The organism is Leuconostoc sp. XM4, assembly GCF_055698815.1.
On record NZ_CP134507.1, the window covers coordinates 858,479 to 871,683 of the forward strand.

Here is a 13,205-nt window from a genome sequence, read left to right on the forward strand (position 1 = left end):
TAGGTATTTTTTATATTTTGATGTAAAATGATAAGGAGTATAAATAAAGCAAATGAACTTGCATAAATTGAGGAAGAAAATATGGTAACAATTAAGCAGATAGCGCTGGAAACGGATGTGTCATCAAGCACGGTATCTCGAGTTTTAAATAATGACCTGACTCTGTCAGTTTCTGACGAAACTCGCCGAAAGATTATTGATGCCGCGCAAAGGTTGAATTACACAAAAAAACATAAAAAAAGTATTTCCAAAAAATTGATCCATATTGCAGTATTGACGGTCTTTTCTGAAATCCGAGAAGCTAGCGATGCTTATTGGCGACAAATATACTTGAGTATTGAGCAAAATGCGCAAGATCAAAATATTATTGTTGATGAAATTATTCGAATTAATCAAGGCATTAATATCGCGGATTTCGCAACTTACGATGCCATTATTATTTTAGGCGATATGACTCAAAAAGCGGTGAACCAATTGCAGAAAATTAATGAGCGAATTGTGTTGGTTGATGCCAAAACGCGCTATGAAACCATTGACTCTGTCAATCCCGAACTGCGGTTGATGACAACTCGGATATTGGATGAGTTTTATCAAGCTGGACGGCGACATATTGGATTTATTGGTGGCGTGAACGATTTGCTAGAATTAGATGGCTCCTCAACACTTGCTGTTGAAGATGTGCGTAGTGAAATCTATCGTAATTGGGCTGAAGAGCATCAAATGAGCCCTCATTTTTACACCGGTCCGTGGCATGCTGAAACGGGCATGCAAGGCGCTATATCGTTATTAAGAGAAGAACACAGTATAGATGCACTATTAGTTGCTTCGGATCCTATTGCAATTGGTGCCATTAATGCATTGAAATCCGAGAATCTAGAGCCAGGAATTGATATTGATGTGGTGAGCTTTGATAATGTTGAGTTATCCTCTTACTTGGTTCCGGCACTAACGACGGTAGATCTAAATCCCGCGGCACTAGGGAAGACGGCTTTAGAACAAGCCTACGAATTAGCGAATGATGAACGTGATTGGACAGTTTGGGCTACAATACCGGGAAATTTGAAATATCGAGAAACTTTTAAAAAGTAAAAGTAACCGTTTACATTTTAGTAAACGAGTGGTAAACTGTGTTTGTAATTTAGTAAAAGACTTCACGGAGGAAGATTATGGCTAATGCAAACATTTCTTTTGATGACGAGCAAAATGTTTTTCATCTTTCAAATCGACAAATATCTTACCTGATACAAATTGAAGAGGGCGGACTGCTAAGCCATCTCTATTTTGGTAAAAAAATTACAAAATATCATGGTTCACGACATTATCCACGTCTAGATAGAGGATTCTCACCAAACTTAGCTGGAGAACCACATCAAACAGATCGTAGCTATTCGAAGGACACATTATTACAAGAATACGGTGGTTATAATACGGGAGATTTTCGTCAAGCCGCGATTAAAATTCAAGGAGCCAACGGTGCACAAGCATCTGATTTTCGTTTTCAATCATTCAAAATCGTAAATGGCAAGCCACATCTAGATCGTCTGCCTCAGGCCTACGTGTTATCTGAAGATGAAGCTAAAACATTAATAATTAATCTTGTGGATAGTACGCTAAATGCCCAAGTATCACTTTATTACACAATTTATAATGACCGGCCAGTAGTTGCAAGATCAACTAAAATAACGAATCTCTCTCAACAAAGTATTAATATTGAGAAAATTGCATCACTGCAATTAGATTTACCAGCAAGTGATCTAGAAATCATCTCGTTACCCGGCGCCCATGTGCGTGAACGTCAAATGGAGCGACAAACTGTGCGCCAAGGAGTGGCTGAATTTTCTAGTCATCGAGGAACAAGCTCGCACCACATGAATCCATTTGTAGCGCTAGTAACACCGAACACAACCGAAAATGAGGGTGAAGCTGTTGGTATCCAACTGGTTTATTCGGGAAATCATCAATTCACTATCGAAAGAGATTATGTGGAACAGACACGTGTTCTATCTGGTATTAACGAAGATGGATTTGATTGGCAATTAAACGCTGATGATGACTTTCAGACACCTGAAGCGTTGTTGGTTTATTCTGATGACGGTTTAAATGGTATGTCACAAGCTTACCATCACTTGCTACGAGAACGTGTGGCTCGTGGAAAATATCAATATGCAGAGAGACCAATTGTTATTAATAACTGGGAAGCAACTTATTTTGATTTTAATGCAAAAAAAATTCAAGAGATATTAGATGAAGCATCCCCATTAGGCATTGAAATGTTTGTCTTAGATGATGGTTGGTTTGGAAAACGTGATGATGATGATAGTTCTTTGGGTGACTGGTTTGAATACGCTACTAAATTACAGAGTGGCGGTGGTTTAGTTGGCTTGTCAGATAAAGTACACGAAAAAGGTATGAAATTTGGATTATGGTTTGAACCGGAAATGATTTCCAAAAATTCTGATCTCTATCGACAACATCCTGATTATATTCTCGGTATGCCTAACCGTGATTTGACCCCTAGTCGTGATCAATATGTGCTTGATTTTTCAAGACCTGAGGTAGTGGATAATATTTTCCAACAAGTAGTAAATATCTTGGATAATGTTAAGATTGATTACATTAAGTGGGACATGAACCGTCATTTAACAGAAGTATATTCTGCAGCGTTGTCACCAGAACGTCAAGGAGAAGTGGGACATCGTTATATGTTAGGTGTGTATGATTTGGCGGATCGTTTGACCAAACGTTATCCAGATATTTTATTTGAAGGATGCTCTGGCGGTGGCGGACGATTTGACGCTGGCATGTTATATTTCTTTCCACAATCGTGGACATCAGACAATACGGACCCTGTTGAGCGCTTAAAAATTCAATATGGGACGACATTAAGCTACCCAGTCTCTAGTATGACCGCGCATGTTTCAGCATCGCCTAATCATCAAACTGGGCGTCAAACGAGTCTGGCTATGCGTGGGGATGTTGCTACTGCAGGAGTCTTTGGATATGAATTAAACCTAGCTAAGTTGTCATTAGAAGAAAAATCAGAAATCAAAGATCAAGTGACATTTTATAAACAGCATCGCTCGTTGATCCAGTATGGCAATTTCTACCGTATCAAAAGTCCTTTTAAAAATAATGAAACAGCCTGGGAATTTATCAGTGAAGATAAGACAGAAGCATTGTTATTCAATTACCGTGTTTTGTCAACTGCGCAGCCAGTTTTCACTGTAACTAAAATGAGTCACCTGAAATCTGACGGAATCTATGTTGATCAAAGAACAAATGAACATTATTCTGGAGATGAACTCATGTCAATTGGTCTATATAACACGCCAATTAAGCAAGCTGATTTTACCTCTGCGGTGCGTTATTTCAAATGGCAAGCTGAATAAGTGAAAATCATTGTGAAAGGAAAAATGGAAATGACTGAAATATACGAAGAATTAATTCATGTTTTTAAGAAGCAATTTCATCATGAACCAACTGACAAGTTTTTCTCACCAGGTCGAATTAACTTAATCGGTGAGCATACTGATTATAATGGTGGTCACGTGTTTCCAGCATCAATTACACTGGGAACATATGGCGTAGCATCTCAAAGAGCGGATAGTTTGGTAAAACTCTATTCGACTAATTTCCCGGATGAAGGGGTGATTAGTTTTGACGTTAATGACGAAGAAAAGTTACCTGGATCATCTTGGGGAAATTTTGTTAAAGGCGTGTTGCAGGCTTTAAGAGGATATGGTAACCGTTTTGAGCATGGATTTGAATTAGTTATCAATGGTAACATACCAAACGGCTCAGGATTATCATCATCGTCATCTTTAGAACTCTTAATTGGCGTAGTGGCGCAAAAGCTATATGATCTAAAAATTCCGAGATTGCAATTGGTGGCCAGTGGACAACGTGCTGAAAACGATTTTGTTGGTGTTAATACTGGAATAATGGATCAATTTGCTATTGGATTTGGTGAAGCGGACCAAGCTATCTATTTAGACACGAATACGATGATTTACGAAATGGTACCAATCCATTTGGGTGATTATGTTGTTGTTATTATGAATACGAACAAACGAAGAGAGTTGGCTGACTCAAAATACAATGAGCGTGTTCGTGAAACTCAAGAAGCAGTCTATCAATTGCAAAAATATACACCTATCCAATATCTGGGCGAATTAGACGCCAAAACTTTTAATAAATATGCTGATAAATTAGAAAGCAACATACTTGTAAAACGTGCCCGCCATGCTGTTTATGAAAACGAACGAACTAAGATTGCTGTCGAGGCATTAAAATCAAATGATTTGGCTAGCTTTGGTAAGTTAATGAATGAATCGCATCAGTCTTTAAAGGATGACTATGCGGTAACTGGAATAGAACTTGATACGCTTGTGGAAACAGCACAAACCGTCGATGGTGTGCTCGGTGCAAGGATGACCGGTGCAGGATTTGGTGGTTGTGCAATCGCACTAGTACATCAAGATAATGTTGATGATTTGAAAGCGGCTGTTGGGGCTAAATATGAATCTGTAGTTGGCTACGATCCCTCATTTTATGTAGCAAATGTTGGTGACGGAGCACACTGGGTCGGTAAAGTAGGTGAATAATAATGTCAGAAAATAATTTAATTACGGAATTTACTCAGCGTATTATCGAACAATCGGATTACACAAATGAAGATGCAATCTACTTGGGAAACCAAATATTAGGCATGATTGGTGAATCAAATTATGAGCATGTAACAAGTGATCAAGATGTTTCGAGGTTATCTACGTTAACACTATTGGATAATTTGGTAGCAATTGCAGCAGATAATGGCACATTACAGAATAGAAAAATCAATGCTGATATACTAGGGGCACAACTAATGGATTATTTTGTGCCTCGTCCTTCACAGGTTCGACAAATTTTTTGGCAACATTACGATCACGCCCCGCGGGAGGCTACTGACTATTTCTTTGATTTATCGAAAAGAAGTAACTATATCAAGACGCGGGAAATTAGCCAAAATTTATCTTACCCAGTTGAGACCGAGTATGGTCAATTACAAATTACAATTAATCTCTCAAAGCCTGAAAAAGATCCTAAGGTAATTGCAGCAGCACTGAAAAATAAAACACAACAACAGGAACAGTATCCTGCATCTCAGTTGGCAAAAGAGAATGAAGGCTACTGGGGTCGTTTAGATTATGCTGCTCGGTCGAATCATCGTGTCATTCCAGTAACTTTAGGTAATGAAAATTGGTATTTTCAATATTCACCGTATGCCTATTTTAATGAACATGCAATTGTGCTATCAGAAAATATTCGACCAATGCACGTTGATCAGGAAAACTTAGCTAGACTGTTAGAATTTGTTACTAAATTCCCAGATTATTTTATTGGATCCAATGCAGATTTGCCAATTGTGGGTGGTTCAATATTGTCCCACGATCATTTTCAAGCAGGGCGCTATGATTTACCTATGGCAAAAGCAACATTGAAGGAAAGCTTTCAGATTTCAGATGTGAACCTGTCGGAAGCGGGGGTATTAAACTGGCCAATGACTGCAATTCGCTTAATTGATTCGGACAGCGATAAATTACTCGCAGCGGCTGGTAAAGTAATGAAAACATGGGAAGATTATGACGACCCAAGTTTATTCATTCAAGCTCATAGTCAAACGGGTGAAAGACATCATACGGTTACACCAATCGTCCGATTCCGTGACCACAAATATGAAGTAGACCTTGTGTTACGAGACAATAATACGTCGTCTGAGTTTCCAGACGGAATCTTTCATCCTCACTCAGATGTACAACACATAAAAAAAGAAAACATTGGGCTAATAGAAGTAATGGGTTTGGCTATTTTGCCACCGCGTTTAAAAACAGAACTTGCAGAAGTCGAAGCATATCTTTTGGGGAATACGGATTCTGTGGCTCCAAAACACAAGATATGGGCCGATAAACTAAAACATGAGGAAACTTTTAATGCTGATAATGTAACGGAAGTGGTGGAGCAAAGTGTTGGTCAAATTTTTAAAAGAGTCCTTGAAGACGCTGGCGTTTTCAAAAATTCCGAAGCAGGCCAAGCTGGTTTGAAAAAATTTATTGTGCAGTTAACAACTAATTGAAAACATGAAAAAAATACAAGTTATTGCTTGTATTTTTTCATGTTTTCAATACATACTCTGCTCTGACTTTGATTATCATATAAAAAAATGATAACATTGCATTGAATTGTACATTAAAGATAATCGGGAAGGGGGATAGCGTGGGTAACAATGAATGGATTGGCATCGACAATGCTCATCAAAATAATTTAAAAAACATTTCGGTCAAAATTCCAAAACACCAGTTAACAGTTTTTACAGGTGTATCTGGTTCGGGAAAGTCAACCTTAGTTTTTGACACTTTAGTTGCGCAGTCAAGACGTGAATTAAATGATACGTTCTCGAGTTATGTGCAACACATTTTACCAAAATATGGTAGACCGGCTGTAGATAACATTACTAATTTGCCAATAGCAATACCAATTGAGCAACGAAAAATGTCGGGCAACGTCAGATCAACAGTAGGAACGTATACTGAAATATACACATTCTTGCGTTTGCTGTTTTCTCGAATAGGACAACCTTCTGTTGGATATTCAGATGCCTTTTCTTTCAATCATCCCCAAGGCAAATGTGAAGTTTGTGATGGCTTAGGTTTTACTAAAAAAATTAATTTAACATATCTTGTTGATTTTAATCAATCACTTAATGAAGATCCAATTGATTTTCCAACTTTTGGAAATGGTGCTTGGCGTTGGAAACGTTATGCCTATAGCGGCTTATTTGATTTGAATAAAAAAATAAAGGATTATTCTAAAGAAGAACTAGATTTATTGTTATACGCACCGCAGCAAAAACTAGCGTCTCCTCCTGAAAAATGGCCAAAAACTGCCTTATATGAGGGTTTGTTACCGAGAATTAAGCGAAGTATTATTAATACTGATGAGGGGAAAAGGCATAGAAAGCAACTTGAAAAGTTTGTATCCACTGATATTTGTCCAACTTGTCAGGGCTCCAGATTGAATGCAAAGGCGCTAAGTTGCAAAATTGATGGGCATAATATCAGTGATTTAGTTGCAATGTCATTGGATGAATTACAATTATTAATTCAAAAAATAAGAAATCCACTGGTTCAGGATGTTAAAACACAGATTGATAAACGCCTAAATGCTTTGATTACGATTGGTTTAGGCTATCTTAATTTAGCGCGAAGTACAGATACGCTATCGGGCGGCGAAGCGCAAAGAATCAGAATTGCTAAGCATATCACAAGCTCTTTAAATGATGTGATGTATGTCCTAGACGAACCTAGCTCAGGCCTACATCCAAAAGATATTGAACGACTATATAAATGTTTGCGAGTCTTAAAGGATCAAGGCAATACGATTATTTTAGTGGAACATAACCCGCTGCTAATTCAGCGAGCTGACTACATCATTGATGTTGGTCCAGGTCCGGGAGTTAATGGTGGCAATGTTCAATTTTCGGGAACATACGATGAATTTTTAAAAAGCGATACGATTACCAGTGTTGCTATGCGTGAAAATGAGAGGTTGAATAATCATACTAATAGCAGCTTCAAAAAATGGCTGTCTGTTAGAGATAAAAATTTAAACACAGTACAAAACGTTTCTTTAAAAATACCACTTAATGCTTTGACTGTTTTATGCGGTGTGGCTGGATCAGGTAAATCGTCTCTAGCACAAATAGTAGCGTCAGAATTGATTCAAAGGGAAATCGATGTTATCAATATTTCGCAAAAGAACATTGGTATTAGTCTTAGATCAACTCCACTGACTTACTTAGATATTTTTGATGATATTAGGAAACTATTTGCAAGAGCAAACTCAGTTAGTCCATCGTTATTTAGTTACAATTCAAAGGGCGCTTGTCCGCGCTGCAAGGGAAAAGGCGTTATCGTTAATGATATGTACTTTATGGACGATGTCGTTTCTGAGTGTGAATTGTGTCATGGACAACGCTATAATCAGGAAGTTTTGCAATATGACTATAAGGATAAGACTATTGTTGACATATTGTCTATGACGGTGAGTCAAGCCGTTGATTTTTTTAGTGGTATTACACGAATAGCTACTGGTTTGCAAGCAATCTGTGATGTGGGTCTTGGTTATTTAAAATTAAACCAATCTTTGAGTACATTGTCAGGCGGAGAGTTGCAACGGATCAAGTTATCGAGCTACTTACAAAAGAAGAGTAGTGTTTATATTATTGATGAACCAACGAATGGGTTACATTTAAAAGATATTGATCATTTGCTCGAGCTTTTCGATAAGCTGGTTGCTAGAGGAAACACGATTGTCATTATTGAACACAGTTTGAAAGTCATTCGACAGGCTGATTTGCTGATAGAGATGGGTCCTGAAGGCGGAAAAATGGGTGGTAAAGTTGTTTTTTCCGGTACAATCGACGATTTGAAAAAATCAAATGATGCAATAACAAAACCATATTTATAAAAAAGTTGCATATAAAAAGCAGAAAAATATGATTTATTTTTCTGCTTTTTATATTTGGCTATTTATTCGATAAAAATTCTTTTATTGCATCAAATCCCAATTGTCGATTACCTGCTTGACAATGTTGATCACCACCAGACGCCTTGTCAAACATAATTGATTTAACGGAAGCAGCATTAATTAATTTGCTATCAATTTCTACTAAGCGGCTACTGGGAACATATTGATCATTTTCGCCAGCTAGTAACAGAACATCTTGATTAATAAGTGGCATAATCGGTTCCATATTATATTTTTGGAACTGTTTTAATAGTTCGTAAGGCGATTGAACGCCAACGTTTTCCATACCCTTATTGATTTTCCAATTTAAATCTAGATTATTGGCCATCATACTTTTGAACATAAGATTAACTGTTTTGGCATCTTTAGCAGCTAGCAGCTGTTCGATTTTAGTAATTTGATCATAGGGCATTCGAATACGTAATGCATCAAAGAAACTATAGAAAATATCAAATGCAACAACTTTGTCCAATCGTTTTTCAAATGCGGCGGCGCGCATAACTAAATATCCACCTAATGACATACCAACTGCACTAGCTCTTTTAAGGTTGAAATAATCTAATATGACGCTTACCGGACTTTCCCAATTATGTATCAGGTGAATCCCTTGACGCAACGCAGTTCCTTGACCTGGCCCATCAAAAACATAAATGTTGAAATCAATTCCTTTCAAAAATTTTGACATTTTGACCATCTCTTCCATGTAGGAATCATATCCGGCAAATAGCAATAGATTCTTAGTGGCGTTTGGTGTGACTAGTTTTACAACTGGTAGATACCCATTTTCATAAGGTACTTGATACCTTTCGTATTCAAAGTTGTTGAAGCCTTTATAAAAATTTTCTCGATACTTTCGATAAGCATTTTCATCTCGGGGATCCTCAGGTGACAAATAAAACTCAGAGGCTTGATAATAAGTTGATGCGACAGAGAAATCACCATCTTGTTCTCTTGCAATAGCTTTGTCGTTCCATGCTTTAAACCATGATTCTTCATCTTTTAACTGAGGAATGATACTTTTTAAATCTTCCTGTACTTTTTGATCATTTTCGTACTCATCATTGATGAATCGATTAATTTGTAAATTGAATTGTTCATTTTTAATATACTGTTTAAACATGTTGTTCCTCCTTCTTTTAAGTACATTTTGACATGATGAAGGTAAAATACAACTGGCAAAAGCGGTAATAAGGAACGATATCATACTGAAAAAAGAAAACAGTATGATATTATTGGTGTATAAATAGGAGGGTCAGCATTGTGTCAAAAGACAAAAGGGTTATCAAAACAGAAAAATTGATTACTGAAACGATGATGCGGTTATTGACGACCACGAGTATTTCAAAAATCACTGTTAAGAAAATTTGTGATCAAGCGTTGATTAGCAAATCAACTTTTTATGATCACTATGTCGACAAGTTTGATGTCATTGAAAAGATTGTTGATGTGTATGCGATGCAGTTTAATTGTGAAATCCAACAAAGATTTGAAGCAGTGCAGCAGAAAAATACCTTTGAAATCTTTAACAAAATTATCAAAGATATGGCTAATCAAGATAGTGATTTATTAATTTTAATGTCGCTTGAACAGGATGTACATCGTGTTCAAGATCGTTTTCACAAAATATTATACGATAATGCCCACGCTTTCTTGTCAAAACAAAAAATGAATAAGCGTTTTTCAGTTGGCTTCTTATCCCAAATTTATGCTGACCTTGCATTAACTTCAATTTCTTTTACGTTAAAACATGCTGAGAACGAAAAGCTTCTTGAAGAGCAAACTGATTTTATGAATTTAATGCAAGAGGTGATCATTTCTAACGTTAAGCAGTAAATACCCTTTCTTAATTTATATAAGTTTTAATAATGTCACTAATATGCTTTACATATTAGTGACATTATTTTATACTACTAGTATGTTAAACATACTAATCGAGAGGATACATCATGAAACAAAATATATCCAGTCAGATGTTAAAAGGTATTCTTCAAGGAATCATGTTAATGATTTTGGCAAAACGGCCGGATTATGGTTACGGTATTAGTAAACAAATTAATGAATATGGCTTAGAAGATATCCCGAAAGGAACTATTTATCCTTTATTAACAGCCATGGAAAGACGCGGATTAATTGTAGGGAAAATGGAAGTATCAGTAGATGGGCCGGATCGTAAATATTATTTTGTTACATCAGAAGGAGAGCAGGCAAAGCAAAACTTTATGCAAGAATGGCATTTTTTAAAGCATGCTGTTGACAAGCTAGTAGAGGAGAATAATCAAGATGAAAACCAGTGAAATGATTGAGGCAAATAATCAATTACGAGTACAGTTAAATACAAAAAATAAAAATTTTTATGAAAATATATTAGTTTACATTAGAATTGAAGGGTTAACACGTGATGAAAATAAAATGGAAGTGCAACTTCTGAACATATTACAAGATATAATTGACGCCCAAAATGATGGCTTAACTGCAGAAGAATATTTTGGTAAAAATCCTAAAGAACTTGCGGATGAAATTTTGTTGGCAATGCCATCTAATATTTGGGAAAGCGTCAAGCTAGCGTTATACATTGTGGCAGCTTATATAGGTTCATCTTTTTTGCCGTCTTTAATGACTGCAGGAACACCTTTGGATGTTGGCGCACTTGTACTGTGCGGGATATACTCAATTATTAGCGTTATTGTAGTATTGAAGTATGTTGCTTCAACAATATATACAGCTAATCGAAAAATGAAAAATAAGTATGCCAAGATTTTTGTATTGTGGTTTACAATCAGTTTATTGTTTGCACCCTTATTTATCATAAAAACGTTTGTACACACACCAATTGAAATAAGCTTAGATGGATGGACAGGCATTATAGTTATTATAATTACCTTAATTATTGGCGCTATCTTCTTTTTTCGACAGAAAGATAAAACTCTTGGCTGGCCAATTGTCATTTTTTTAGCTGGTGCAGGAATAATGGGTATTGTCACACGAATACCAGCTTATGGTAATTCATTGCTACATACAAAAAATGGTCGATATTTAATGGCTGGAATAACGACAATATTGTTTATTTTATTTTGTCTATTCAATATTATCGCAGCTAGAAAATTATCAAAGCAAACAAAATAAAAAAGTACTGATTGATGTGTAAAGTTCATATCTATCAGTACTTTTTTGTCGATATAAATTGTTTTGGATTAATTTAAAATTAAACTATTTAAAAATGTGGAATAGTCGGTGCAATTCCGGAATGTCGGAAGAGTACTGCGATGCCCGTCTCAATATTTTTCATGTTAAAATAGCGTGGACAAAAAGTATGATATGGCGACAACACAAAATATCGCAAATTGGTCTAAGATATTTAATACAATTAAAATGATGGTTGAAGCCGGACAAGTTCAACGCTTTATTTATTATATATAGTCGAAAATGATTTAATCTCCGGATTAATACGTGAGAACCATGCGCATGTTGAAGCTACCAGAACTTTAGGGCTAGTTTTCAGTTAAAATTATTATTTTTGTTAAAATGTTAGCCACTTGTTGCTTTTAGAACGAAGTTTTCGTGAAGCACAAGCTCATCTTTCTAGTCATTCTAAATTGTTGACAACTGCACTTAACGGTTCCGTATCGTATACCAAAAATAGGTGAATAATAATGACAAATTTAAATGATGTTGCGCGCAATGCACACGTGTCTAAAATGACAGTTAGTCGTGTAATTAATCATCCCGAACGAGTTTCAGATGAATTGAAAGAGCTTGTAGAGAAAGCAATTCAGGACGTTGGATATGAGCCAAATCGCATGGCAAAAGCGCTTGTTAACAAGCGCCATTATGTGATTAGATTTTTACTCTTAGAGGATGTCACAACAGTTGAACCAAATTACGCCAAGCTATTGATTCATATTGCTAATTATCTCCAAGAGAGCGGCTACACGCTCGAAATAAGTACCGATTTAGCCGCCAGTACAAACAATATTGACGGGATGATTGTTAGTGGCTGGCGTCAAGCGGACTTAGAGGGTTTATCATTAGTGACCGTACCGATTATTTTGTATGGTGTGGCACCGGAAAATTCACGTCTTTCTTATGTTGACGTTCATAATAAACAAGGAATTGAGATGGCAACGCAATATATGATAGACAGAGGTTATCAGGATATTTGGTACATTGGAATTGCAATTGATTTACCATTTGCTAAGCAGCGGGCGTTAGGCTATCGTTCGGTCATGAATAAGTATGGTATGAGTCAAAAAGTTTTTGCTACAGAAAACCATGCCCACTCGGCGGATATATTGATGACGAATATGGTGACAAGTATTCAATCAAATACTGGTTTCGTCTGCGCGACAGATCGCATTGCTTTGGGTGTTGTCAGATCCTTGACACGTATTTATGAAGTGCCAACTGACTTTGGAGTAATTGGATTTGATGGTGTATTTATTGACCAAATTTCCTCGCCACAATTAACGACAATTAGGCAACCGATTGCATTAATTGCAAAGAAATTGGTCGAGGAGATAGTAAACCGAGTTGAGTCTGACGAAGAAAATACCAAAATTGAAGTTAATATTAAGCCAGAACTAATTATCCGCGATTCAACGCAATGAAATGATGTTACCGCTAACATCGGGCAAACGCTTCCA

10 protein-coding genes are annotated in these 13,205 nt (G+C 36.5%); 9 read left to right on the top strand and 1 reads right to left on the bottom strand.

Annotated features, from left to right (window positions below; translation table 11 throughout):
• The first annotated feature begins 81 nt into the window (after window positions 1-81).
• The 5 genes from RHP64_RS04330 (at window position 82) to RHP64_RS04350 (ending at window position 8,505) form a co-directional block, all read left to right on the top strand.
• Window positions 82-1,089, top strand: a complete 1,008-nt coding sequence (locus RHP64_RS04330) for a LacI family DNA-binding transcriptional regulator (protein WP_025268021.1) — start codon at window positions 82-84, stop codon at window positions 1,087-1,089.
• 77 nt (window positions 1,090-1,166) lie between these two features.
• Entirely contained in the window at window positions 1,167-3,389 is a 2,223-nt protein-coding gene (locus RHP64_RS04335) for an alpha-galactosidase (protein WP_061514819.1), read from the top strand.
• Between the two features lie 30 nt (window positions 3,390-3,419).
• Complete coding sequence (locus RHP64_RS04340; protein ID WP_011679648.1) at window positions 3,420-4,604, top strand: galactokinase; 1,185 nt, start codon at window positions 3,420-3,422, stop codon at window positions 4,602-4,604.
• Between the two features lie 2 nt (window positions 4,605-4,606).
• A complete protein-coding gene (galT, locus tag RHP64_RS04345; RefSeq protein WP_071951902.1) occupies window positions 4,607-6,112 on the top strand; it encodes a UDP-glucose--hexose-1-phosphate uridylyltransferase in 1,506 nt (501 codons plus the stop codon).
• 140 nt (window positions 6,113-6,252) lie between these two features.
• Complete coding sequence (locus RHP64_RS04350) at window positions 6,253-8,505, top strand: ATP-binding cassette domain-containing protein (RefSeq protein WP_462785070.1); 2,253 nt, start codon at window positions 6,253-6,255, stop codon at window positions 8,503-8,505.
• 58 nt (window positions 8,506-8,563) lie between these two features.
• Here RHP64_RS04350 and RHP64_RS04355 read toward each other — a convergent pair whose 3' ends face one another.
• Window positions 8,564-9,685 (bottom strand): alpha/beta fold hydrolase, encoded by a 1,122-nt coding sequence (locus RHP64_RS04355; RefSeq protein ID WP_025268024.1) that lies wholly within the window; start codon window positions 9,683-9,685, stop codon window positions 8,564-8,566.
• Window positions 9,686-9,825: 140 nt separating this feature from the next.
• On the opposite strand from RHP64_RS04355, the gene RHP64_RS04360 reads away from it, so the two are divergent.
• The 4 genes from RHP64_RS04360 (at window position 9,826) to RHP64_RS04375 (ending at window position 13,169) form a co-directional block, all read left to right on the top strand.
• Entirely contained in the window at window positions 9,826-10,398 is a 573-nt protein-coding gene (locus RHP64_RS04360; protein WP_025268025.1) for a TetR/AcrR family transcriptional regulator, read from the top strand.
• A gap of 113 nt (window positions 10,399-10,511) precedes the next feature.
• Entirely contained in the window at window positions 10,512-10,859 is a 348-nt protein-coding gene (locus RHP64_RS04365) for a PadR family transcriptional regulator (protein WP_038534124.1), read from the top strand.
• Window positions 10,846-11,688, top strand: coding sequence for a DUF1129 domain-containing protein (locus RHP64_RS04370; RefSeq protein ID WP_025268026.1), 843 nt, complete (start codon window positions 10,846-10,848; stop codon window positions 11,686-11,688). The genes RHP64_RS04365 and RHP64_RS04370 overlap by 14 nt, the downstream gene beginning before the upstream one ends.
• A gap of 527 nt (window positions 11,689-12,215) precedes the next feature.
• A complete protein-coding gene (locus RHP64_RS04375; protein WP_025268027.1) occupies window positions 12,216-13,169 on the top strand; it encodes a LacI family DNA-binding transcriptional regulator in 954 nt (317 codons plus the stop codon).
• Window positions 13,170-13,205: the final 36 nt, after the last annotated feature.